The sequence below is a fragment of the Pseudomonas sp. MWU12-2345 genome (genome assembly GCF_023242385.1).
Classification (GTDB): Bacteria; Pseudomonadota; Gammaproteobacteria; order Pseudomonadales; family Pseudomonadaceae; genus Aquipseudomonas; species Aquipseudomonas gingeri_D.
The window spans coordinates 248,209-272,398 of the sequence record NZ_JALLJA010000001.1; the positions used below are offsets into that span (position 1 = coordinate 248,209).

General features: G+C 60.6%; 15 protein-coding genes. 10 read left to right on the forward strand and 5 right to left on the reverse strand.

Annotation, left to right across the window (positions count from 1 at the left end; all coding sequences use genetic code 11):
• Positions 1-110: 110 nt before the first annotated feature.
• Positions 111-1,700 carry an ABC-F family ATPase gene (locus tag M5C71_RS01165; protein WP_103494246.1) on the reverse strand — a complete coding sequence of 530 codons (1,590 nt, stop codon included), beginning with the start codon at positions 1,698-1,700 and terminating at the stop codon, positions 111-113.
• Between the two features lie 723 nt (positions 1,701-2,423).
• On the opposite strand from M5C71_RS01165, the gene M5C71_RS01170 reads away from it, so the two are divergent.
• Positions 2,424-8,720: a TcdA/TcdB pore-forming domain-containing protein gene (locus tag M5C71_RS01170; RefSeq protein WP_248767049.1), complete on the forward strand. Its 6,297-nt coding sequence runs from the start codon at positions 2,424-2,426 to the stop codon at positions 8,718-8,720.
• A gap of 109 nt (positions 8,721-8,829) precedes the next feature.
• Positions 8,830-9,174 carry a hypothetical protein gene (locus M5C71_RS01175; protein WP_103494248.1) on the forward strand — a complete coding sequence of 115 codons (345 nt, stop codon included), beginning with the start codon at positions 8,830-8,832 and terminating at the stop codon, positions 9,172-9,174.
• 14 nt (positions 9,175-9,188) lie between these two features.
• Here the strand turns inward: M5C71_RS01175 and M5C71_RS01180 are convergent, their stop codons facing one another.
• Complete coding sequence (locus M5C71_RS01180; protein ID WP_103494249.1) at positions 9,189-10,295, reverse strand: GNAT family N-acetyltransferase/peptidase C39 family protein; 1,107 nt, start codon at positions 10,293-10,295, stop codon at positions 9,189-9,191.
• 92 nt (positions 10,296-10,387) lie between these two features.
• On the opposite strand from M5C71_RS01180, the gene M5C71_RS01185 reads away from it, so the two are divergent.
• Positions 10,388-11,974 (forward strand): RimK family protein, encoded by a 1,587-nt coding sequence (locus M5C71_RS01185; RefSeq protein ID WP_103494250.1) that lies wholly within the window; start codon positions 10,388-10,390, stop codon positions 11,972-11,974.
• Positions 11,975-12,173: 199 nt separating this feature from the next.
• Entirely contained in the window at positions 12,174-13,205 is a 1,032-nt protein-coding gene (ilvA, locus tag M5C71_RS01190; protein WP_103494251.1) for a threonine ammonia-lyase, biosynthetic, read from the forward strand.
• A gap of 11 nt (positions 13,206-13,216) precedes the next feature.
• Here ilvA and eco read toward each other — a convergent pair whose 3' ends face one another.
• Complete coding sequence (eco, locus tag M5C71_RS01195) at positions 13,217-13,696, reverse strand: serine protease inhibitor ecotin (protein ID WP_103494252.1); 480 nt, start codon at positions 13,694-13,696, stop codon at positions 13,217-13,219.
• A gap of 427 nt (positions 13,697-14,123) precedes the next feature.
• On the opposite strand from eco, the gene M5C71_RS01200 reads away from it, so the two are divergent.
• Together M5C71_RS01200 and pgm are read left to right on the forward strand one after the other, a co-directional pair.
• Entirely contained in the window at positions 14,124-14,393 is a 270-nt protein-coding gene (locus M5C71_RS01200; protein ID WP_103494253.1) for a DUF1652 domain-containing protein, read from the forward strand.
• A gap of 164 nt (positions 14,394-14,557) precedes the next feature.
• Entirely contained in the window at positions 14,558-16,204 is a 1,647-nt protein-coding gene (pgm, locus tag M5C71_RS01205) for a phosphoglucomutase (alpha-D-glucose-1,6-bisphosphate-dependent) (RefSeq protein ID WP_248767050.1), read from the forward strand.
• A gap of 158 nt (positions 16,205-16,362) precedes the next feature.
• Here the strand turns inward: pgm and M5C71_RS01210 are convergent, their stop codons facing one another.
• Positions 16,363-17,061, reverse strand: coding sequence for a pirin family protein (locus M5C71_RS01210; protein ID WP_103494255.1), 699 nt, complete (start codon positions 17,059-17,061; stop codon positions 16,363-16,365).
• A 271-nt stretch (positions 17,062-17,332) separates the two neighbouring features.
• On the opposite strand from M5C71_RS01210, the gene M5C71_RS01215 reads away from it, so the two are divergent.
• Positions 17,333-19,798: a UvrD-helicase domain-containing protein gene (locus M5C71_RS01215; protein ID WP_103494256.1), complete on the forward strand. Its 2,466-nt coding sequence runs from the start codon at positions 17,333-17,335 to the stop codon at positions 19,796-19,798.
• A 149-nt stretch (positions 19,799-19,947) separates the two neighbouring features.
• Here the strand turns inward: M5C71_RS01215 and M5C71_RS01220 are convergent, their stop codons facing one another.
• Complete coding sequence (locus M5C71_RS01220; RefSeq protein WP_103494257.1) at positions 19,948-20,238, reverse strand: DUF1652 domain-containing protein; 291 nt, start codon at positions 20,236-20,238, stop codon at positions 19,948-19,950.
• A 170-nt stretch (positions 20,239-20,408) separates the two neighbouring features.
• Between M5C71_RS01220 and M5C71_RS01225 the strand changes: the two genes are divergently transcribed.
• The 3 genes from M5C71_RS01225 to M5C71_RS01235 all read left to right on the forward strand — a co-directional run bounded on the left by M5C71_RS01225 (position 20,409) and on the right by M5C71_RS01235 (position 23,864).
• The gene (locus tag M5C71_RS01225; RefSeq protein ID WP_103494258.1) at positions 20,409-21,224 is read left to right on the forward strand and encodes a helix-turn-helix domain-containing protein; all 816 of its coding nucleotides are present in this window, start codon (positions 20,409-20,411) and stop codon (positions 21,222-21,224) included.
• A 49-nt stretch (positions 21,225-21,273) separates the two neighbouring features.
• The gene (locus M5C71_RS01230) at positions 21,274-22,680 is read left to right on the forward strand and encodes an FAD-dependent oxidoreductase (protein WP_103494259.1); all 1,407 of its coding nucleotides are present in this window, start codon (positions 21,274-21,276) and stop codon (positions 22,678-22,680) included.
• 104 nt (positions 22,681-22,784) lie between these two features.
• Positions 22,785-23,864 (forward strand): polyamine ABC transporter substrate-binding protein, encoded by a 1,080-nt coding sequence (locus M5C71_RS01235; protein WP_103494260.1) that lies wholly within the window; start codon positions 22,785-22,787, stop codon positions 23,862-23,864.
• Positions 23,865-24,190: the final 326 nt, after the last annotated feature.

Genomic DNA, 24,190 nt, shown 5'->3' on the forward strand with positions numbered 1-24,190 from the left:
GGCGGGCGGTTAGAGGCGAACATGATGGCGGGATGGGAGGATAAAAGAAAGCAGGCTAACTAATTTCTTGTGTGCTCTATGGGAGCCGGCGTGCCGGCTCCCATAGTTTTTTAGAACACCACGCCCTGGCTGCGCAGGTAGTCGTCATAGGTGCCGCTGAAGTCGATCACGCCGCTTGGGCTCAGTTCGATGATGCGGGTGGCCAGGGATGAAACGAACTCACGGTCGTGGCTGACGAAGATCAGCGTGCCCGGGTAGTTCTCCAGCGCCAGGTTGAGGGACTCGATGGATTCCATGTCCAGGTGGTTGGTCGGTTCGTCCATGATCAGCACGTTCGGCTTTTGCAGGATCAGCTTGCCGAACAACATGCGGCCTTGCTCACCACCGGAGATGACCTTGACCGACTTGAGGATCTCGTCGTTGGAGAACAGCATGCGGCCGAGGGTACCGCGAACCACTTGTTCGCCTTCCTTGGTCCAGCGGCCCATCCAGTCGAACAGATTGGATTCGTCTTCGAAGTCCGAAGCGTGATCCTGGGCGTAGTAGCCCAGTTCGGCCGCTTCGGTCCACTTGACGGTACCGGCGTCCGGGGTCAGTTCGTTGACCAGGGTGCGCAGCAGGGTGGTCTTGCCGATCCCGTTCGGGCCGATGATCGCCACGCGCTCGCCGGCTTCAACCTGGAAGCTGAAGTCCTTGAACAGGGTCTTGCCATCAAAACCTTTGGCCATGCGCTCGACGATGACCGCCTGGCGGTGCAGCTTCTTGGTCTGTTCAAAGCGAATGAACGGGCTGACGCGGCTCGATGGCTTGACTTCGGCCAGCTGGATCTTGTCGATCGCCTTGGCGCGGGAAGTGGCCTGCTTGGCTTTCGAGGCGTTGGCCGAGAAGCGGCTGACGAAGGATTGCAGCTCGGAGATCTGTGCTTTCTTCTTGGCGTTGTCCGACAGCAACTGCTCGCGGGACTGGGTCGCCACGGTCATGTATTCGTCGTAGTTGCCCGGGAACAGGCGCAGCTCGCCGTAGTCCAGGTCCGCCATGTGGGTGCAGACGCTGTTCAGGAAGTGACGGTCGTGGGAGATGATGATCATCAGGCTGGAGCGCTGGGTCAGGATGTTTTCCAGCCAGCGGATGGTGTTGATGTCCAGGTGGTTGGTCGGCTCGTCGAGCAGCAACACTTCCGGATCGGAGAACAACGCCTGGGCCAGCAGCACCCGCAGTTTCCAGCCCGGGGAGACTTCGCTCATCGGGCCGTTGTGCTGCTCGATGCCGATACCCAGGCCCAGCAGCAATTCACCGGCGCGGGATTCGGCGGTGTAGCCGTCCATCTCGGCGAAATCGGTTTCCAGCTCGGCCACGGTCATGCCGTCTTCTTCGGTCATTTCCGGCAGCGAGTAGATGCGGTCGCGCTCGGCCTTGACCTTCCACAGCTCTTCGTGACCCATGATCACGGTGTCGAGTACGCTGAATTCTTCGTAGGCGAACTGGTCCTGGCGCAGTTTACCCAGGCGTACGTTCGGTTCCAGCATGACCTGGCCGCCGGACGGGTCGAGGTCGCCGCCGAGGATTTTCATGAAGGTCGATTTGCCGCAGCCGTTGGCGCCGATCAGGCCGTAGCGGTTACCGGCGCCGAATTTGACCGAGACGTTCTCGAAGAGCGGCTTGGCGCCGAACTGCATGGTGATATTTGCGGTGGAGATCAATTACTTTACCTATCAAGGGGTTACGCGCTGCTGATGGGGTGCTTGGGCCATTCCCTGGGCATTTCAGGAGCTTTTCCATCTCGCTCCGGTCACCGCTAGAGTTCAGCCAGCGCGCGTACGTAAAGAGCAGCATCCGACGCTGTGTCCGAGCTGCTGTGCAATTTAAAGGCGGGATTCATTCCAGACATTGGGCCTATTGTCGCATACGGATGACGACAGTTACATGGCTGTCGGCGAGTGTCTGTCTGTGAGGCCCAGCACAGAGCCATGTCTATACATATGTACGACTTGAGACATAACGCTTCTCAGCACAATACGTCCCCGTAATTGAAATCATGATTCTGGAGGCGGTACATGGGTGTTGGAGCGGCTACAACCAGGGACGGTGTGGATGGGAACGGGAGCAGCGGATCGAGGAAAAGACCCGGTTCGGCCCTCGGGAACGAGGGCGGACGCCCCAGGATCCAGGGGAATGAAGCCGGTACCTCGACACAAAGTAATGAGCCGAGCCCATTCGGGACCCGCCTCGCCCTCTGGGGGCAATCGAAGCGCTACAACGAAGCCAATGAAACCTTTGATAGCCAGATCATCCTGGAACTCGGCGAGGTCCCAGGGATTGCCGACGCCATACGCTCACTCGGACTGCAGCATCCCGACAAGCCCACGGTGTGGTTTCGACTGAATGGACAGGGCTATGCGCCGGTGCTTGGCGATCCCGCGCTCATGAACGGTCATGCCCGTATCCTGGTCCTCGGCGTAGCGGGTGCGGAAGGGGTCTTGAGCGGCTATACGCCGGCCCAGGTGGAAAGCCGGATCAGCGAGTTCCGTGGCTGGCTGCGTGATCGCTACCACTACGGTAGTTATGGCTTGAAAGGTTCTATTTACGAGGACTATCTGACCACTGCCTCGAACTGGAACACCCGGCATCCCGCTTATCCGGTGACCGGCATGGGCCGCGGCGGCAAACGTGATCCCGATTTCTGGCGCAAGGTGAAAGAGCGCCTGCGCGATAGCAGTGGAACACGCGCGGAAAAGGTCCGGGCGCTCAGCCAGATGGACCTCAGGATTGATCTGCGTGGCCTGCCTTTTTTCAGCATGCCGGGCAGTGTGGCCACCGAACTGGAGCAGGTGGATGGCGCACTGATTGCCGATATCCTTCACCGCCAGTCAGAGGGTACCCCTGCACCTGTGGTCACCCGCGTGATAGAACCCATGGCCGGCTCGGGGGTTTATTCGAACTGGGCCAGGGCGCTGGGGTTCAAGGGCAAAATCATCGTCAACGATATCAATCCCTTGATCGCGGTGACCCAGAGCGAGGTGGTCAGCCATCCGCAGGGCGTCGTCAGGGGTGTCCAGGAGATCAAGTCCGATCTCCTGGCGATCAGCCGCCAGCATGGCTTTGATTTCGACGACAACCTCTCAATGAGTTTTGAGCGCCTTTTTCCGGATGACGTCCCTTTACCCAAAAAAGAGGCGGAACAAGCAAGACGGCGGGAAAAGCTCAAGGCGTTTGTCAGGCAGGATCGGGCGGACAATCTTCGTCAGGCGGTAAAGGATTATTTTGAAGACAGTCTGGCTGAATTGATCTCGCTGAAAGATGGCAAGGTGATTGTTGATGAGCCGGCGGTGCCGAAAATTGGTCAATTAACCGCCAGGACACGGGTCGCCGCGTTGTTTTATGTCATGCAGAATGCGGCCAAGCATACTAGTGCGGTCACCATCAACCAAGTCTCCTCGGCAGAGTACAGGTTGCACTTGCCTCTGTCCTTGCTGACGGCGGAGGAACATTACCGGGTCAATTTTCTTCCTTTGATCACCAATGAAAGAAAGTTGTTTTTTATCAGTCGGCTCCACGGCGGGAATCTCGACAGCACCGAGTTCCTGAACGGTGACGGTTGGGAGTTGTTTGCGCGATCCGATCTGGGGCCAGGTGATCTGATCCTGCTCAGCGGGCATTTCAGTAATAGCTATCTAAGCGTTGAAGAGTTTTATGAGAAAGTCGATCGTTATGTGACGCGAGCGGTTGAAAAGGGTGCGCAGGTCCTGATTATCAATGACTTCAGTGAGGCGAAGGAGCAGGGATTCAAACAGCGTGGTTACCAGGTTTCCCGGCATGCGCGATTGAGTAACAATAAACGATCCTATCTGTTGGCGTTGCGCAATGTTGTGGCGACCTCCAGTACACCCGAAGCATTAAACAATCGTCTTCGCGATTTCGTGGTTGCGATGCATGATATCGAGAAACGGGTCGGTTTTATTCCCGGTGAAGTATTGGTCGGCTGGAGTGACGAGGATTATTACGACCCCGAGGCGGTGCAGAGGGCGAATGTCGAGCAGTGGTCGGCGTCAGCCTCTGACGACGAGAACAGAGAGCCTCTTTCGCAAGATGACAGCGTACTGAACCGGGACGAAGTCGGCGAGTGGGATCTGCCGGCGCTGGCGGTATCCAACGAAGGCGAGGGTACCAGCCGGTTCGACTACCAACTGGTCGTTCAGCTTGAAGATAATCGGACGGTCAGGCAGGCGGCGATTGATCTGGCCGGTAAACACCCTTCGGATTCATTGTTGCTCCAGCTCGATGTCGCGGGCCAGTTGCGCTTCGCGCCAGGCCAGGATGCGCTGCTGGCGCGGATCGGCCAATTGAACCGGCAGGGGAAAAACCACTGGCGTTTGCAGGCGGTGGGTCATGGCCGTGACGATGCCGCCGGGCAGCGGACCCTGGCGGGTTACTTGCCGTCCGAACTGGCGCAAGGCCTCAGGCAGTTACTGGACCATCCTTTGCTGTCCGGGCAGGTGCGGGCGCGAGCTGTCGCGCCGGAACATATCAGCCTGGTGGGGTGTGCGCTGGTGGATAACGAGCTGACAGAAACCAGCAGCTATATACAGGCGTTCGTACACGGCCTGGATCGGGAAAAACTCTCCGTACGTTCCGTCGCGGCCCATTCGGCGAAGATTATCGTCAACCCGCAGGGCGGCAAACGGGGCGTCACCCTCACGGACACCAAGATGGTTCTGCGTCGCAGCGGCGATGCCTGGATGGCGCTGGTCGCGCCAGGAAAAACCGGGTATGACGAGAGCCTGCTGCTGACGGAGACGCTGGATGAAAAACTGGCTCAGTTGGAGCTGAAGAAACAGCGGCTCGGCGTGGTGACACGGGCGCAAGGCTTTCAGCAAGGCATGGAGCAATTGTACCGTGACAATAATCTGTCCGCGGGCGAATGGCTGCCGCTCTGGCACAGCCTGAAGCAGGAGGAAGCTGCCAAGGGCGGCGAGTACCGATTGGAATTCGTACAGGTTGCGCATCCTGAAGAACCGACCCGGGTACTGCGTTTGACGGACCGCCGCGTGGTTGAATTCATGCAGGACTACAACCGGCAACTGACCCGGGTCGCGCAGGCTCACGAGGGGGCGGGCGAGCCCTTGGCGGGCCAGGTCGACGCGACCGAAGGGGAGGCCGCCGATGGGCTCAATGCCCTGTTTATGGTCCAGACCCTGTTCGCCTGGTTTGGCCACAAGAGTCGCACCGAGGCGGCCGGCGGCGAGTTGACGGGGGTATTGGGCTGCTCGCTACAAGTGCACGCTTGGCTCAATACGGCGCAGATTGTCCATGGCACGGTCATGGATGTGGCGAAAGTCGTGCACCTGTTTCGTTCGGCACTGGCGATCAGCAAGGGCCAGGCGTTTTTCAGTGAGGCGCAGTCCCTCAATGTGATGTCGTCGCTCTCCAGGCTCAATGCCGGCGTTGGCCTGTTCTTGAACCTGGGCAGCGTGGTACTGGACGTCATCGAGTTGTCCCAGGCGCAGAATGAAGCCCAGCGTGCGGTCTTCGCCACCCAACTGGCCTTTGATAGCGCCGGACTGGCCCTCGGCGTGTTCAGTCTTGGCGCTTCGATGGCGGCGAATGCCGGTATCGTCGGTGCCGCCTCCGCTTCGGGTTTTGCCGGCGCGCTGGCGGCACCCGTGGCTGGCCTGGGTATCGGCTTCACCGCCCTGGCCCAGGCCTTCAGTGCCGTGGCCGAGGAGGCCGCCCAGGTGGGTAGCTATTTTGCCGGTCTCGATAGCGCCTATCGCCAGGGCGGCTATCGGCGCGTGGAGCGCAAAAACAGCACCGGTCATGGGGCGGATGTCCAGGCCCCCGGGCATCCCCTGATGGAGTCCATTCCGGGCGCGGTGATCAGCGCACTGGATCTGCGTCGCCAGCAACTGACCCTGGGCAGCCAATACCTTTACCGCAACGACCCTAGGGGCTCGACCGGCTCCGGCAGGAGCAACTACTTCCTCTGGTGGCCAGGCCGCGGAGCGAACCTGGACAAGAGCCAGGCGATCAATATTCGCGAAGGTATCGGTTATCGCCAGGCCGAGGTCAGCTTCGCCCCCGGCGATGCGATCCTGGTGCTACCCATGACCCCGAAGTCGTACCTCAATTACGAATACATGATCCTGCCGTTTGCCACCACTCGGCACGACTACGGTTTTGATGTGTTGCGCAGGCTCGAGGAAGACTATCGATTCGACTTTGACTTCTACGCCTTCCCCGGCGAGCGGATTGTCCGGCGGATTATACCGGAGTACGTGGAGACACCGGTCAGGGTGTTATTGGACGCCCAGGACCGTGACATCCTGGTGCCCGCGCTGCCGGATATCCTGCAGGGCAAGCTTTCCTATCAATTGGAGGGTGAGGGCGGTCATTACCGTCTCAGTCTGCTGGACGGTGTGTCGATTTCCCTGAGTGGCACGGCGAACAGCCGTTGGACATTGGATGCCCGGCAATTGAAGGAGGCCACGATACGCCTCGACGGCAGTCAGTTGCAGGTGGGGAGCCTGGTGATAACCCTGGCGGAGAACTGTGGCGAGATTTCGTTGATCGACGCCAGTGGCGAACTGTTTACCGTCGACCGGGAGAACCAGCAACTGAGCCTGTTGGAGGCCGATGGCAGTGTACTCGCGGATTGGCAGGCCCTGCATGCGCATCTCAAGCAGTTGACCAGCCATTCACCCCACAGCCAACCCTTCGTGACGGTTGATCATTATCGCCCGGCCAGGCAGGACACCGGCAGGGCGTTCTATCAGGTGAGCCAGGACCGTTTTATCTACACCGATTATCCGCAGGCCAGCGAGTTTCTCGGCCAGGCGCAGTTGGGCGGTATCGTCGAAGACAAGGCCTGGTTCTACCGGGACGCGGATGTCTGGCAGGTGGCAATCGCCACGGGACAGGTACTGGTCCAGTACCGGCCGCGGACCTTTGCCGGAACCATCACCCACAGCAGCCTGGTGCAGCGCGATGGTCAACTCCTGCTGGCGATTGAAGAGCTGTTGCCGGACTGCTCCGTCGAGCACATTTATCAGGTCGAAGAGGCCTCGCTGAAACTGCTGGCGATCCATCGGGTCGGACAACTGTTCAACCCCGGCGAAAACAGTCTGGCCCTGCTATCCGCCGCTGCACACTGGCGTGATCCGCTAAAACGGATGACCGAGCGGCAAGTCAGCGCCATCTGCGCGCCAGTAGTGACCTGCGCCGCCAGCCTGGGGCAGACGACAGAGCGCGAGTGGCTGGTTTTCAACAGCGAGTACCAGCCGCCGCGTGTGGTGCGGGCAAATCTGGGCGCGGCCCTGCCGCGGGACCTTTCGCTGGTGGGGTCGACGGGGGGTGACAAGCCGGGTTTCTACTTCTACGACCCACATGCGCGACGGGCTTACTTCCAGGCCGATGAAGGCATGAGCGGGATGCTGGCTACGGCGGTGGACCTCAGCGAGGTCAGTGCTGTCCGGGGCGGCGATCAGTCACCGTGGCTGGCCCTGACGACGGAGGGATGCCTATGGCTGTTGGACCGTGGCGCTGCGCGGCTGGCGGGCGTGGTTGCCAGTTGGGTCGTCGGCCACCGGGAAGATCTGGCGACGGCGCTCGGACGGCTGGCCAGTACGGCGCCAGCACGACTCGACAACCTGGCGTTATGGGGGCTGGGAGGGCTCGCGGGAAAAACCACCGGCGCCTGGTATGACTGTGCCGCGCAACGGCTGGTGCAGGGCGGCGGCAATCTTGATGGACGGCAGGCCCTGACCTATCTGGGACTGACCGCCGATGACCACCATGCCTGGATTCTGGATGGCGAGAGCCAACAGCTCTATCGCCAGGCCCTGCTCCCGGCCAAGACCGGGTTGGCATTCGACGAGCAGTTGCTCCCGTCACCAGCGGCCCCCGATGCGATGGCCTGGCAGGCGCCGCAGCGGTGGATCAGGGGGCAGCGGCAAGGGACCCGGTTGCACCTGGAAAGCAGCGACGGGGTCATGGTCCTGCTGCCGGTTGCCGCCACCCTGACGGAGCGGGCGGTTCTGATTGCGCTGCGGATCAAGGCACATCAAGAGCTCGCGCAAGTCAGCGAGCGAATCGCGGCGTTGCGCCAGCATTACGATCTGCCGCCGGCCGTGCGATTGCTGACCGAGCCGGGCCAGGCCCCCGGCTGGTATCTGCCGGACAGCGCGGAGCTGCTCTGTGCCCAAGGTCCGCAGGCAGACCATCAGTTGACTTACCTGGGCAAGGCCGCAGGCCAGGCGGGCGGTTATATCCATGATGAAGACAGTGGGCAATTGTGGTGCCTGGACAATCTGCAGGCGACGCCGGTAGGGCGCTACAGTTTTGTCCATTTGTCCAAAGGCAACCTGATCCTGCAGCTCGATCACAGCAGTCCGGCGTACGGCGAGCCGTTGCCGGTCCTGGAGGAGGCCGAGTGCCTGATGGTTTCCGGCCACAGCCATGGCGTGCATCACTACCCACTGGGTCGTGGGTTGCTTAGCCATTATCGACAGATCGTCATTGACGCGCAGAGCCGTGATGCGGTTATCAGTGCCGATTCCGAGCGGCTGGTGTTGCAACACAGCGGCGAGGATCTGATGCTCTATGACAGTGACGTCCATACCAGCCTGCTGATCCCGGATATCGAGCAGGCGGCGCAACGCGGGACCAAATTGCAACTGGCGCCCCAGGCGCTGAGTGGCCTGCTGGCAGGGCTGGGCCGACAGTAAGGCGGCCGGCTGTGCCACGGCGGCACTGAATTCGAGGCGGTTGCGGGTATATTATGGGGCGAGGCGTTGTCCAACCCCCATAACGAACTCACCCTTGAAGAGAGGCGTCATGAACAGACTGGTCTTCGCTCCGATAGCCTTGCTGGTCGTCGGGCTTCTGGTCGTTGCCCTTCCTGCCGAAGGTACTCCCCAGGGCGCGCCGCGGTTGCTGGCGCAAAACCTGCCCAACAGCGACAACCCCTACAACAGCCCGATTCGCCGCGCCAATCCAAACAGTCGCCAGGGTTCGGTGTCCAGCGCACCGCCCTTGCGCGGTCCGAGTACGTTGCCGACGCCACGGCCTGCGACCATTGAAAACGGCGCGATCCAGAATGGCTATCCGCGCGATCAGTCGGCACCGATGGCGGTGCCAATCAGTCCCGGTACCCGCAGCGATCCGAATATGCAACGCTGAGTATCGCTCCCAGCTTATTGCTGCTCTCTTCGATAGACAATCACCGCCGCCCGCAGCTTGCTGCTGCCGAAGGCGCTCATCTTGTCGAACTCGGCATGACTGACCGGCAGATGCTGGCAGTCCAATGGCTGGCGATGCTGGCTGTGATCGACATCCGGGTCGTGCAGATAGACGAATTCTTCATCACAGTCGGTGACGATCACCCAATGCGGGGCCTTGGAGCGGGTCAGACGGTAGCTGCTGATCAGCACCAGCGGTTGTCCCGCTGCGGCCAGCAGGCGTGGCAGGTCCAGCGGGCCGCCGAACACCTGCTCGACATCGGTTGACGCCAACTCGCTTTCAAAGCCCTCGTGGACCAGGCGCATGACGTCTTTTTTATGTTCGTTGCGCACACCGTTGAGCAGTAGCGGCCCCCTGATGCTCACTTGCAGGCGCACCGCGAAACCTCGGCGCCAGGCGGCCAATGCCAGGCCCTGGGGGCTGCAACCGCCGTGGCCGGAGGTCATGAACACCGTGGTCGCCTCGCGCCAGATCTGCACCTCTTCCCGACGCGAGGTACTGCGCCCGGGCTGCAACGCGCCCATGGCCATCAGCAGGCAGGCCGGTCCACAGGTGAACTCGGTGGTCTGGGCGTAGTAGGGAACCTGCAGGTCGCGGCTGTCGCGGTGTTCGAGAATACGTTTTTCCAGGCGCAGGGCGTCTGCGTGGTCCTCGTAGTAATCGCTGATCCGCCCGAAGCGGCGATAGCCGTTGCGTTCGTAAAGGGCGATGGCGGCGGCGTTGTCGCTGCGTACTTCCAGGCGCAGGTAGGCGCAGTCATGCTCCAGGGCGCAGGCTTCGCTACGTTGCAGCAGTGCCTTGCCCAGTCCGGTGCCGCGAGCGTGGGGAGCGATGGCGATGGAGTACAGGCGCGCCAGGGAGGTACCGCGATGAAACAGCACCAGGGCATAGCCGGCCAGTCGACCGTCCGCTTGCTGGGCGACCATCAGTTGCGCATGGGCACGGCTGACCATCCACTGGAAGCTGCGGGCGGTCAGCCGGTCGGTGGTGAAACAGTGCTCTTCCAGTTCCAGCAAGGCGGGCAAATCATCGGTCGTGGCAATGCGAAAGACAAGATCCATATAACCACCGTAAAAGTTGTGTAACGAAACGGGACTTTCAAAAAACTTCGTGCTTAATAGGAAGTGTCTTGTTTTCCATGGGGTCGGTTTTTATGTCAGCGGTACAAGGTCATTGGCGCGAAGTATCCGAGCAAACTGCACTGACAGCAATAACCACGACAAGTATTTTGTCAAGTTCAACAAGTCCCGGCAGTCAGTTGGTTATTATCGTGGAGCGCAAGGAAGACTGGGCTTCTTATTTTCCCAGCGAAGACATCGTCACGGCCCAGGAGTACCTTGAGCAGACCCGGGGCAATGAGCCTGGCAAGCGTGTCCAGGTGATCAACCTGTGCCGCAGCTACAAGTATCTGGGCCACGGCTATTACTGCTCGTTGCTGGCCGAGGCGAGAGGGCACAAGGTCATTCCGTCGGTGCGCACCATCAGCGAATTGACCCGCAAGGCGCTGTACGGCCTGGCCCTGGACGATCTCGACAAAACCCTCGATAAAGCCCTGGGCCATCAACTTTACCAAGGCACCGAAGGCTTTACCCTGACCTTGTATTTTGGCAGTACGGTGATTGAACCATTACAGGATCTGGCGCGTCAGTTATTTGAAGTTTTTCCCTGTCCGATATTGTTGGTCGAGTTTAAAAAGACCAACGCCTGGCATATCGAAGGGGTCAAGTCGGGCACCTTGCACAAGTTGCGCGAAGATCAGGAAGATCACTTTGCCCAGTCCCTGGACAGTTTCAGTCGCAAGATCTGGCGCGTGCCCCGTTCGCGGCGCCTGGCCCGTTATGACCTGGCGGTGTTGCATGATCCCCAGGAGGCGCTGCCGCCGTCCAATGCCAAGGCACTGGAGAACTTTATCCGGGTCGGCAAGGGCCTGGGCATCGATGTCGAACTGATCGAGAAAAAGGATTATTCGCGTATCGCCGAGTACGACGCCTTGCTGATCCGCGAGACCACCAGCGTCGACAACCACACCTACCGCTTCGCCAAGAAAGCCGAAAGCGAAGGCCTGGTGGTGATGGATGATCCGACCTCGATCCTGCGTTGTACCAACAAGGTCTACCTGACCGACCTGCTCAAGAGCCACAAGCTGGGCATGCCCGCCACCGAGATTCTCTACAAGGAACGACCGGAAGATTTCGAACGGGTCGGCGATCGGCTGGGTTTCCCCCTGGTGCTGAAAATCCCCGACGGTTGTTTCTCCCGTGGCGTGATCAAGGTCGAAAGCCAGCAGGCGTTGCTGGAGGCCACCGCCGAGTTGTTCGAACACTCGGTCCTGCTGCTGGCCCAGGAGTTCTTCTACACCGAATACGACTGGCGCATCGGTGTCCTCAATCGCAAGCCGATCTTCGCCTGCCAGTACTTCATGTCCAAGGGCCATTGGCAGATCTACAACCACAAGGCCAAGGGCCAGGACATCAACGGCGAATGCCGCACCCTGGCGGTTCACGAAGCACCACGGGCGGTGGTGGAGCTGGCGGTCAAGACCGCCAACCTGATCGGCGACGGGCTCTACGGTGTCGACCTCAAGCAGTCCGGCGACAAGGTGGTGGTGATCGAGGTCAACGACAACCCGAACATGGACGCCGGTACCGAGGACGCCTATCTGCAGGATGACCTGTACGGCCTGGTGCTCGAGGAGTTCGTCCGGCGTCTGGAGCTCAAGCGCCGTGGCCAGGCCTGGTAATCGATGCATCCGGGCATTGACTTGGCCGTGGTGCCCGGATAACGTCGACACATGACTTCCGTACAGCGCTTTTCTCAGCCAAGCATTATTACCGCCATTCCTTATCTGGCGGGCTGACCTGTATCTGTTACCCAAACCCGCCTCCGAGGCGGGTTTTTTGTTTCTGTCTCCGAGGCCAAACGATCACCCGGAGACCGCCATGCCCAGCACCGCTACCCTCAGTCAGGAACCTGCCACCCATAGCCATTTGCTTGGCGACTATGTGCGCAAGATCCTTGCCGCGCCGGTCTACGACCTGGCGATTCGTACCCCGTTGCAAGTGGCCCCGGCGTTATCCCTGGCCCTGGGCAATCAGATCCTGCTCAAGCGCGAGGACCTGCAGCCGACGTTCTCCTTCAAGATCCGTGGGGCCTATAACAAGCTGGTCCAGCTCAGCGAGGCCCAGCGACGCTGCGGCGTGATCACGGCCTCGGCGGGCAACCACGCCCAGGGCGTGGCCCTGGCGGCGCGAACCCTGGGGATCCAGGCGACCATCGTCATGCCCACCCGCACACCGGAACTGAAAGTGCAGGGCGTGCGCAGTCGTGAAGCCACGGCCGTGCTGCACGGGGAGAGCTTTCCGTTTGCCCTGGCCCATGCCCTGCAACTGGCCGGGGAGCGTGGCTACACCTTTGTCTCGCCATTCGATGACCCGGATGTGATCGCCGGGCAGGGTACCGTGGCCATGGAGTTGCTCAACCAGCATCCCGGGTCGCTGGATGCGATCTTCGTTCCGGTCGGCGGCGGCGGGTTGATCGCCGGCATCGCCGCCTACGTCAAATACCTGCGGCCGGAGGTGCGCATCATCGGCGTGGAGTCGGAGCACTCCAATTGCCTGCAGGCGGCGCTAAGGGCGGGGGAGCGGGTGGTGTTGCCCAAGGTCGGGACTTTTGCCGACGGCGTGGCCGTGGCGCAGATCGGGGCGTATGGTTTTGAAATCTGTCGTGAGTATGTCGATGAGGTCATCACCGTCAGCGACGACCAGCTGTGCAGCGCGATCAAGGACATCTATGACGATACCCGCTCCATCACCGAACCTTCCGGTGCGCTGGCGGTGGCGGGCATCAAGCAGTACGTGGCGGCCCATGGGCTGCGCGGCCAGACCCTGGTGGCGGTCAACTCGGGGGCCAATATCAACTTCGACAGTTTGCGCCACGTTGCCGAACGCGCAGCCCTGGGCGGGGCTGCGTGAGCCAGAACGGTTTATTCGGGGCTGGCGGGCTTGATCAGCTTGGACGGTGTCCAGATCCGATAACGGATCTCGAGGTCATCGGGCGCGTAGATCACCAGGGGCAGCTTGCTGTTGTAACGTAGCATGTAGCCTTCGCCGATCACCGGGACGAAGTCTTTTTTCGTCTTGCTGCCGGGCGGGCAGGCCATCAGGGTGGACATCGGCCCGGTGACTTTCTCCAGGCGGTAATAGGAGTAGCTCCAGCCCTCGAGGTTTTTCTCGTCCAGGTTGCCGCCCAGGCGCTTGGTGTTGCAATCGACGGGCATGACCTTGCCGGCGATGATCTCGACCCGATGGTCGGAGTCCTTGGTCATCTTCGGCACGCGAATGACCGAGCGGGTGAATCCGTCTTCGGCCTTGGGGAAGGGGGCCAGGTCGGCTTTGTCGGCGGCGAACACGCCGGTGGTGGTTAGCGCCAGCAGGAAGGTTGCGGCGATAGTCGTCGAATTCATGAGCTCTCGTTGCCCTGTCATGAGGGGGTACTCCCTCGTTTGATGGATGCGGTGGCGGCACGGTGCCTAATGACACTGGCGCTGGATGCCGGTCCAGGCCAGGGGCGTTTGCCACGATACCGGCAAACGGCACGATCCTAGAAGGCATTTGATGCATTTTGCATGGACGCGCGGGTCTATTAGCGCCTTAACGCATTGATTTTTCCAACAAACAATAATTCATCTTGTTTCGGCACGCTGAGTGCAGGGTCATTGTGTCGGATTGTCGGACGAATAACCTTAACGAGCTGTGTGAAAAGGCCTAATCTGAATATCGGTGTCGTCCTCCATGGCTGGACCGGGCGCCCGCTTGAAACGCAGATGTGAATGGCTAACCCTGGCTGTTCTGCCAAAGACCTGGCCGTCTCACATAAAGGAGAGAGTCGCCATGCAAGTATTGTCCACGTTGGAGTTACGCAACATCATCGAGAGCAGTTTCCTGCCCACGCGCTGCCAATGCAGCCTGGGGGCGGACGAGTCGTTGACGGTCAGAGTCTTCGACCGAAAATCCGAACGGATCGACCTTATGGTCACCGGAATCCAGGCATCGAAGCTTGACAGCAGTCGGGCCATCTCCGACTTGATTGCAGGACTGCGCTATGACCTGAAAAATCATCAGGTCGCCGCCCTTGGCGAAATGAAAGCACGGGCGCGCTAACGCGCCGCATCATTTGCGCTGATCAAGAGACGCGCTTCCTCTCACGGGGGAGCGCGTTTCCCATGGAAAATCTTCGCGCCAACGGATAGAACCCTTAACGTCAGTGTCGAACTGCCAGTAAACTGCGCGTCTTCCCCCGTACCATCCATCTCCAGAGGTTTTGCATGACACTCAGTCCTTTTGCGGGCAAGCCGGCACCGGCACAGTTGCTGGTTGATATCCCGCGACTGGTATCGGCCTATTACACCGGCCAGCCCGATGCGGCGATCTCCACCCAGCGTGTGGCCTTCGGCACCTCCGGGCATCGTGGCACTTCGCTCGAGCTGAGTTTCAACGAGTGGCATGTCCTGGCCATCAGCCAGGCCATCTGCCTGTACCGCCAGGCCCAGGGGATCGACGGTCCGCTGTTTGTCGGCATCGACACCCATGCGTTGTCCACGCCGGCCGGCGCCAGCGCCCTGGAAGTGTTCGCCGCCAATGGCGTGGACACCATGATCGCCGCCGCCGACGAGTACACGCCGACGCCCGCGGTCTCTCACGCGATCATCTGCTACAACCGCGGTCGCACCTCGGGCCTGGCGGACGGCGTGGTCATCACCCCGTCCCATAACCCACCGGAAAGCGGCGGCTTCAAATACAACCCGCCCAATGGCGGCCCGGCCGATACCCATGTCACCAAGTGGATCGAGGCCAAGGCCAACGAACTGCTCGCCAACCGCCTGGCCGGTGTGAAGCGTGTGAGCTACGAGCAGGCGCTCAAGGCCAGCACCACCCATCGCCACGACTACCTCAACACCTACGTGGCCGATCTGATCAATGTCATCGACCTGGATGCCATCCGTTCCTCCGGCCTGCGCCTGGGCGTGGACCCCCTGGGCGGGGCCGGCGTGCGCTACTGGTCGGCGATTGCCGAGCACTATCGACTGAACCTGGAAGTGGTCAACACCGAAGTCGACCCGACCTTCCGCTTCATGTGCGTGGACTGGGACGGCAAGATCCGCATGGACCCATCCTCCAGCCATGCGATGCAGGGCCTGATCGGTTTGAAAGAACGCTTCGACGTGGCCTTTGCCTGCGACCCTGACCATGACCGTCACGGCATCGTCACCCCGTCCGGCGGCCTGTTGGCGCCGAACAACTACCTGGCGGTGTCCATCGACTACCTGTTCCAGAACCGTCCGCAGTGGCGCGCGGATGCTGCGGTTGGCAAGACCGTGGTCAGCAGTGGCCTGATCGATCGGGTTGCGGCACGCCTGGGCCGGCGCCTGTACGAAGTGCCGGTGGGCTTCAAGTGGTTCGCCGACGGCCTGTTCGACGGTTCCCTCGGCTTTGGTGGCGAGGAGAGTGCGGGGGCGTCGTTCCTGCGCAAGGACGGCAGTGTCTGGACCACTGACAAGGACGGCCTGATCCCGGCCTTGCTGGCGGCGGAAATGACCGCGCGCACCGGGCGTGATCCGAGCCAGATCTATCGCGGCCTGACCGATGAACTGGGCGAGCCGTTCTCCGTGCGGGTCGATGCCAAGGCGACCCCGGCGCAGAAGGCCCTGCTGAGCAAGCTGGCACCTGAGCAGGTGACCTCCACGCAACTGGCGGGCGAGGCGATCCAGCGCATCCTCAGCCATGCGCCGGGTAACGACCAGGCCATTGGCGGGTTGAAGGTGATGACCGAGAACGGCTGGTTCGCCGCGCGTCCTTCGGGCACCGAGGATATCTACAAGATCTACGCCGAGAGCTTTATCGGTGACGATCACCTCAAGCGCCTGGTGGAAGAAGCCCAGGTGCTGGTGGATGGGGCGATTTCACCGAGCTGAACACGGTTTCTGTAGGAGCCGGCTTGCTGGCGATAGCGGTGGTGAATGCTACATCGCTATCGCTGGCAAGCCAGCTCACAGTTGATTGCGTTTGCAGCGTAAAAAAGGGGTGAACGACGATTGTCGTTCACCCCTTTTTGGTTTTGCCGATCAGCGAATCAGGCCAGGTCCACCAGGATGATTTCGCTGTCCTGCACGGCGGTCACCCGCAGCACCTGCTCGTCGGCCACCGCCACCCCGTCGCGGGCTTCGGCACGCAGGCCATTGACCTCGATCACCCCCGTGGCCGGCACCAGATAGGCCCGACGACCGCTGTCCAGGCGATACTCGGCACTTTCCCCAGCCTTCAGATTGGCCGCCACCAGGCGGGCATCGGCGCGAATCCGCAGGCTCTGGTCGTCGCCGCTCTTGCCGCTGGCCAGGGTAACGAAACCTTCGCCACGTTCACCCTTGGGAAACGGCTTGGCGCCCCAGGACGGGGGCGAGCCGGCCTCGTTGGGAATCACCCAGATCTGGAAGATCTTGGTCGGCGTCGATTCCAGGTTGTACTCGCTGTGGGCGATCCCGGTCCCGGCACTCATGACCTGCACATCACCGGCTTCGGTACGGCCCTTGTTGCCCAGGTTGTCTTCGTGGCTGATGGCGCCTTCACGGACATAGGTGATGATTTCCATGTCCCGGTGCGGGTGCTTCGGAAAACCGGTGCCGGGTGCGATCACGTCGTCGTTCCAGACCCGCAGGTTGCCCCAGTTCATGCGTTGCGGATCATGGTATTCGGCGAACGAAAAATGGTGGTGCGCATCCAGCCAGCCATGATGAGCGCCGCCCAGGGTCTTGAAGGGTCGAAGTTGCAGCATGAGTCTTCTCCTGTTCAGGTTCGTCATGGGCCGGCAGGAGCCGGGGCAGGACGGTAACCGGTGGTTGATGGCAGCGATCATCTATTAAATAGATATCGATAAAAAGCGTAAAAAATGCCTTAAATCAATCTGTTTATTCGATTGTTTGAGTTCTCTCTGGACTTTCAATTCGTCGCCTAAATGGCTGATCGAAAAGCAATTGACTAGAACTCGGGACGTAATGGAGCGACCATAGGCCTTTCGCCCAGACCGTCGCCTACCTGGAGTCAGCGTGCCATCACCGACACCCGAACCGCCTGCCGAACTTTCCTCCCTGGCTCAATTGCCCCTGTTCAAGCGCTTGCTGGCCAAGTTGCTGGGCGGCGGCCTGAGTCGTTTGCGCGCCCAGCACGTGGCGTCCTGGTTGCAGGGCCAGGCTGACGGCTTTCGTAGCGGCCATGGCGCCGGCCTCGAGTACGGTTATGAGGAGGGGCGACGCGACGGCCTGGAGGAGGGACGCCAGGTCCTGCTGATCCGCGATACGCGTCCGGTAGAACATCGCGCACCCGGGGTCGACGACCATCTGTTCGACGATTGGCGCCTGCCGCTGACGGCGGAATTGAAGAAGCGGATCAAGGCCGATGTGGCTCGGCTCCTGCCTGCCCAGTCGCAGCCCAGTGCGGCGCAATGGAAAATGATCTTCAGTGACACACCCTCGACGTCGGTGATCGCTGGTGCCGGTGCCGGCAAGTCGACTTCGCTGGTGCTGCGCATCCTGCTGCTGACCCACTACCTGGGCTTTGAACTGGACGCGATGACCGTGGTGACCTTTACCCGTGAGTCGCGCAAGGACTTCATGGCCAAGCTGGTGGAGGTCATGGGTCTCTGGGGGCATGTGCTCAGCCCTCGGGATGCCCGTGAGGTGGTACGCACCTTTCACTCGCGGATCCTGCCCATGGTCCGCAGCCTGCCGGGCTTCGGTCAGTTGCAGGCGTTCGAGAACCTCAGTGAGCGTAGCCTGTTCGCCGAGGAAGGCGCCGACAGCAACCCGTTCGACCTGCGGATCAACGACGCCCAGCGCCAGCAGTTGAATGCCTGCTATCAACGTTTGCACACCGATAATCCGCGTTTTCGCGAAGTGCTGGTGCCGCTCTACAAGCAGGCTCTGCAACTGCGTGAGCTGGACCAGGACCACCCGGATGTGCGCAAGCGCATGGCAGTCACCGAGCTGGCGTCCAAACGCGACGAGGAGCTGTGCGACACCCTGGAGGACCTGTGGTTTCGCGCGGATGCCTGGCCGATTCCCGGGATTGAACCGGACCGTGAGGTCATCGAGATCAACGGTTCGCCGTTCCATTGCCATGGTTACATTGCCGAGCTGGAGGCTTGGGTGGTACTTGGCTTCGATCCGCGGGAAAGTCCGCAGATCAGCCGTCCCGGATCCAAGCTCACGGTGCGCGCCGAATGGGCGGTAAAACGCACCTTGTTTCAAGCTTTCTGCCGTAAGCCATTGATATGGTTGGATAGTTACGAGTCAGCTAAATGCGTTTTGTCGTCCCTGGCGGGTAATGCCACCGCCGGTCCCGGCTTCGATTACAAGGTCAAGGGTGAACTGGCGTCCGCACCGCTGCTCGACTGTTTTGTGATGGCCGCCGGTTTTATCGAAAACCTGGGTCTGGATGTGCCGGCCGCCGTCGCGCGGATGAGTTTCGCCCAGGACGATCCGGACCGCTTCTTCTTCGAAGCCCTGAGCCTGTTCTGGAAGGCCCTCGAAACCCATCTGCTGGCCCAGTCGCCACCGATCATGACCTATAACCGCATGTTCTCGCTGTTCGGCGAAAACACCCCGGAAAACCAGGCGCTGCTCAGTGACGAGCTATTGCGTCCGTTGTCGCACCTGATGATCGACGAGTTCCAGGACGTTTCACCGCAGATCGTCTCCTGGTTGCGGGCCAGCCTGCGGGAGATCCGCCGCCGTGGCCCGGCGATGCAGGTCGGTCGCGCGGCCCGGCATTCATCGCTGTTGTGCGTCGGCGATGACTGGCAGTCGATTTATGGCTGGCGGGGGAGTTCGCCCAAGTACTTCATGGAATTCGGCAAGCAATTCCCGTCACCGGCGACCACCCGGGTCATGCTCAGTGACAACTATCGCAGTCATCAGCACATCATCGATGCGGCCGAGCATATTGTCCGCGCGGCACCGGCGATTGCCGGGAAAAAGGCCAAGGCCAGCGGCGAACCAAAGGAACTGTGGCCGGTCAATGTGCTGGATCGGGACGATGCCGGTTTGGCCAAACGTTTGGAAGAGCACTACCGGCGTGGCGAAAGCATCTTGATGCTGTTTCGAAAAAGTAGCGATAAGTTACTGATTAATGAGCATATTTCTTCTGTAGTTAATGTTGATTCTAGCTTGCCTTTCGAGCAGCGACGGCTCAAGCAACTGACCTATCACAGCGCCAAGGGGCTGCAGGCCGATGTGGTGTTCCTGTTGGGCGACTGCCTGCATCTGACCCGTTCACCCTACAAGAACCAGGTCTATCGCATGGCCGGGCTCGGGGAGGATGGCGATGCCGAGGCCTACGACAAGGCGCAGAAGGACGAGATCCTGCGGCTGGCCTATGTCGGCATCACCCGGGCGGTAAAGCATTGCTATTGGTATCTGGACGGGCAGGACGGCCAGGCCGCGAACGGGCCCAAGGCCTCGGATCGGGTGGCGGGGGACAAAGCGTTTTTCGCCGATTTACGCGTCAAGCGCTGAAGGTTGCGCTTATCTATGGAACTGTAAAAGGGGATTGAACACGCCCTATAAACTTGTGGGAGCGGAGCTTGCCCGCGAAGCTTTTAGCGTTCTCGCGGGCCTCTTCGCGGGCAAGCTCCGCTCCCACAAGGTCAGGTGTCGCCTTTGAGTCAGTTGACGGCCCGCAGCCCCATGGGCGGCACAAAGGCCTCAAGCTCATCCTCGACCGCCTCGATGATCCGCTCCACATCGGCGGCGTTCATCACCGTGGCGCAAGGAATGCCGGCGATGGCGATCAGCGTTTCGCCGCTGGCCCGGTCGAATAGCCGGGCGACCATGCTGCCCGGCGCATCCATGCTGGCTTCGAAGCCCATGGGATGAAAATGCCAGCGCATCAGTTGGCATGCGTTGGGGAAAGTCACCTTGCTGAAGACTCTACTCATGTTGCCCACCTGGATCATTGAGCGCTTCCTTTTGCTCGCGGGTAGGAACGGCGGGACCTCATGGTCCCACCAGCACAAGGCTTAAAAATAGCATCCGTTCAACGAGCGCAAGAGAGTTTTTTCAAGCCGTTCGGCGATTGTTTTCGTGTAATTTGATCTATGTCTCTTAATCTTGGTTCGAGTGCGCCATGTCCGACGACAATGACGGCCCGCAGCAGACCCGGGCGACCGGCGAAACCGTTTTGCGTTACCACCTGTGCTGGAAACACCGCGACCTTGACGGGGTGATGGCGCTGTACCATCCCCAGATCCAGTACCACGACTTCTTTCAGAACCGTGTCCTGGGCCTTTCAGAGCTGCGCGAATACGTACGATCGAGCATGCCGCGCGAATCAGATGAAGCCCTCGAACATAGCGATCGCATCCGTCTGGATGGCAATACCGCTTTTATCCAGTACCAGATGACCCTGCGTGGCGGCGAGGGCCTGGTATCGTTTCATTCCAGCGAGGCGATCACCGTGCGTGACGGCCTGATCTGGCGCGTGAATGAATACGCGTCCCTGGTGCGCGAACAGGTCGCCAGCACGACCACTGGCGGTAGACGCGCGGCGACCAGTCGCCTGGGCCTGTCGCCGCGGCAACTGAGCTTTATGGCGGATGACCTGCAACAGTATTTCCAGCGCCAGCAAGCCTACCTGGACCCCGACCTGGACCTGCAACGGGTAGCCGGGGAGTGCGGCTATAGCCGTAATCAGATTTCCTATCTGCTCAACCAGGTGCTCGGCCAGAGTTTCTACCGCTACGTCAACCAGGCGCGCCTGCAGCATCTGCTGGCTGCACTGGACAAGGCCGTGCCGCCGTTACGTATCGATGAGTTGGCCTTTGCCGCCGGATTCAATTCCTTGTCGGCCTTCTACAAGTGCTTTCGCGAGCACACCGGCCTGTCGCCCAAGGCCTACGTCAAGGAAATTTCTCTGCGTGCACGCGCGCAAGACAGCCTCTGAGCACTGGCACTAGGATCGCAACCATCTGTTACCGGTTGTGGAGTCTGGAATGCCAGCATGGCGCACTATCAGTTTATGGATGGATCAGCTCGATGAGCCGCTGACGCCACGGGCGTCCCTGGAGCAGGACCTGGATGTCGATGTGGCCATTGTCGGCGCCGGTTACACCGGGCTGTGGACCGCCTATTACCTCAAGCGCCAGGCCCCGCAATTGAATGTGGTGATTGTCGAGGCGCAGACCGCCGGTTTCGGCGCGTCGGGGCGCAACGGCGGTTGGGTGATGGGCAATCTGCTGGGCGAAGACCGTCTTTTGGCCGGGCTGTCGCCGGAACAGCGGCGGGCGTCCTTCGACTTGCTGCATGACATCCCCGACGAAGTGAAGCGGGTGATCGATCGCGAAGGCATCGACTGCGACTACCGCAAGGCCGGGGCGTTGTACTGCGCCGCGCGTTACCCCGAGCAGGAACACAGCCTGCGGACCTACCTGGACAAACTCTACAAGCAGGGGCTCAACGAGAGCGATTACCGCTGGCTGGGGCCCGAGCAACTGGCCGGGCAGATTCGGGTCGCCCGGCCCTACGGCGGCATCCATGCCGCCCATATCGCCACGGTCCAGCCGGCCAAGCTGGTGCGCGGCCTGGCCCGGGCCGTCGAGCGCCTGGGTGTGCGGATCTTCGAAAACACCCCGGTGACCGACTGGCGCTCTGGCGGCTTGCGCACGGCCCGGTCGCAGATTCGCAGTCGCTGGGTAGTCCCGGCCGTGGAGGGTTACTCGGTGACGCTGCCGCCCCTGGGCCGCTATCAACTGCCGGTGCAAAGCCTGCTGGTGGCCACCGAACCCTTGTCCGCCGCGACCTGGGACGAAATCGGCCTCAGCCAGGGCCAGGCCTTCAGCGAGAGCAGTCGCCAGGTCACCTACGGCCAACGCTCGGCGGACAACCGGCTGATCTTCGGTGCTCGCGGCGGCTATCGCTTTGCCGGCCGGCTACGGCATGACTTCGACCTCACCGACAGCGAAATCGAGCTGCGTCGCTACCTGTTCGGCGAGTTGTTCCCGCAATTGAAGAAGGTCCGCATCAGCCATTCCTGGGGCGGCAACCTGGGCATGTCGCGACGGTTCCAGCCGCACATGCTCTGCGACCCTGCCAATGGCCTGGCCCTGGCCGGAGGCTATGGCGGCGAGGGCGTGGGTGCCAGCCATCTCGGCGGGCGGACCCTGGCCGACCTGATCCTGGAGCAGGACAGCGAACGGGTCCGGCAACCCTGGGTGATCCGCGAGGGGGGCCTCCAGGCACTGAAAGCCTGGGAGCCGGAACCCTGCCGCTGGCTGGGCTACAACGCGATCATCCGCAGCTTTGTCCATGAGGACCAGACCCTGGCCGACCCCGATACGCCGCCCTGGCGCCGCAAGCTGGCGAGCAGCGTTGCCGGCTTTATGGAGGGTTTCATGCAGTAACCGGCGCCTGGGCGCCGGCTCATCCATCACAAGACCGATGCACTGATTTTCTGATCCTCTGATCGCCCGAACCTGCCAACAAAAACTCACACAGGAATCGACTCATGATCCGCATGTCCCTTGCTCCCTTGATGCTGGTCGCCTCCCTCGGCCAGGCGGCCGAGACCGTCAAGATCTACAACTGGTCGGATTACATCGCCCCGGACGTCACCCAGAACTTCCAGAAGGAGACCGGGATCGCGTTCACCTATGACGTCTATGACAGCAACGAGACCCTGGATGGCAAGTTGATGACCGGCAAGTCCGGCTACGATGTGGTGTTCCCGTCCAACCATTTCATGGCCCGGCAGATTGAGGGCGGGGCGCTGAAAAAGCTCGACAAGCGCCAGTTGCCGAACTGGAAGAACCTCAACCCGGCGTTGCTCAAGGCGCTGCAGGTCAACGACCCCGGCAATGAACATGGTTTCCCGTACCTGTGGGGCAGCACAGGCATCGGTTACAACATCGACAAGGTCAAGGCGGTGCTCGGTGATAACGCGCCGGTGGACTCCTGGGACTTGATCTTCAAGCCCGAGAACATGCAGAAACTGCAGAAGTGCGGGGTGGCGATACTCGACAACGGCCCCGAATTGCTCCCGGCCGCTTTGAACTACTTGCACCTGCCGCACCACAGCAAGAACCCGGCGGACTATAAAAAAGCCGAAGCCTTACTGATGAAAGTGCGTCCCTATGTGGCTTACTTCCATTCCTCGAAATATGTCAGTGACTTGGCCAATGGTGATATCTGCGTCGCGGTGGGTTTCTCCGGCGATATCCTGCAAGCTGAAAGCCGGGCCAAGGAAGCGAAGAACGGTATTGATATCGGCTACTCGATTCCCAGGGAAGGTGCCGCCATCTGGTTCGATATGGTCGCCATGCCGGCCGATGCCCGGGATGAAAAAGCCGGTTACGCCTTTATGAACTACCTGCTGCGCCCGAAAGTGATGGCCGGTATCAGCAACTATGTGAAGTACGCCAATGGCAATGCGGCGGCTGATAGCCTGGTGGACCCGGCGCTCAAGGCCGATACCAAGGTGTATCCGAGCTCGGAAATGATGGGCAAGCTGTTTGCCCTGGAAGCGATGCCATTGAATATCGATCGCATTCGCACGCGGCTGTGGAGCAAGATCAAGACCGGAGAATGATTCGCTATAACTGTTGCTCCGCTTGTGGGAGTTCAGTGCTCCCACAAGTTACCGCTTCAGATCATTGAACATGCCTGTACAGTTAGTGGCTTATAGCCATAATTTTAAGCGCGTAGGGCGCCAATTGTATCGGTGATGAAATATTTCGCCATGCCAAGTCATAAAGTGAAATATTTTTTCATTCCCCCTGAATAAATTCACAACTTCTGCCGATAATCAGTTGTAAGCCCACCGTCACTGAAAAGAGTGGTGCAACACTGTCGGTATGGCCAGTTGCTATCTGACAGGTTTACGGCATGGAAGCTAGTAGTCCTCAAGCCTTATAG

What these genes read in the sequence shown, in the direction of transcription:
- ilvA (WP_103494251.1), top strand. Translation starts at nt 12,174, where the DNA reads ATGCCCAGCACCGCTACCCTCAGTCAGGAACCTGCCACCCATAGCCAT.
- M5C71_RS01170 (WP_248767049.1), top strand. Translation starts at nt 2,424, where the DNA reads ATGAACGGTCATGCCCGTATCCTGGTCCTCGGCGTAGCGGGTGCGGAA.
- M5C71_RS01210 (WP_103494255.1), bottom strand. Translation starts at nt 17,061, where the DNA reads ATGCTGCAACTTCGACCCTTCAAGACCCTGGGCGGCGCTCATCATGGC.
- M5C71_RS01175 (WP_103494248.1), top strand. Translation starts at nt 8,830, where the DNA reads ATGAACAGACTGGTCTTCGCTCCGATAGCCTTGCTGGTCGTCGGGCTT.
- M5C71_RS01185 (WP_103494250.1), top strand. Translation starts at nt 10,388, where the DNA reads ATGTCAGCGGTACAAGGTCATTGGCGCGAAGTATCCGAGCAAACTGCA.
- M5C71_RS01220 (WP_103494257.1), bottom strand. Translation starts at nt 20,238, where the DNA reads ATGATCCAGGTGGGCAACATGAGTAGAGTCTTCAGCAAGGTGACTTTC.
- M5C71_RS01180 (WP_103494249.1), bottom strand. Translation starts at nt 10,295, where the DNA reads ATGGATCTTGTCTTTCGCATTGCCACGACCGATGATTTGCCCGCCTTG.
- M5C71_RS01235 (WP_103494260.1), top strand. Translation starts at nt 22,785, where the DNA reads ATGATCCGCATGTCCCTTGCTCCCTTGATGCTGGTCGCCTCCCTCGGC.
- M5C71_RS01230 (WP_103494259.1), top strand. Translation starts at nt 21,274, where the DNA reads ATGCCAGCATGGCGCACTATCAGTTTATGGATGGATCAGCTCGATGAG.
- pgm (WP_248767050.1), top strand. Translation starts at nt 14,558, where the DNA reads ATGACACTCAGTCCTTTTGCGGGCAAGCCGGCACCGGCACAGTTGCTG.
- eco (WP_103494252.1), bottom strand. Translation starts at nt 13,696, where the DNA reads ATGAATTCGACGACTATCGCCGCAACCTTCCTGCTGGCGCTAACCACC.
- M5C71_RS01225 (WP_103494258.1), top strand. Translation starts at nt 20,409, where the DNA reads ATGTCCGACGACAATGACGGCCCGCAGCAGACCCGGGCGACCGGCGAA.
- M5C71_RS01200 (WP_103494253.1), top strand. Translation starts at nt 14,124, where the DNA reads ATGCAAGTATTGTCCACGTTGGAGTTACGCAACATCATCGAGAGCAGT.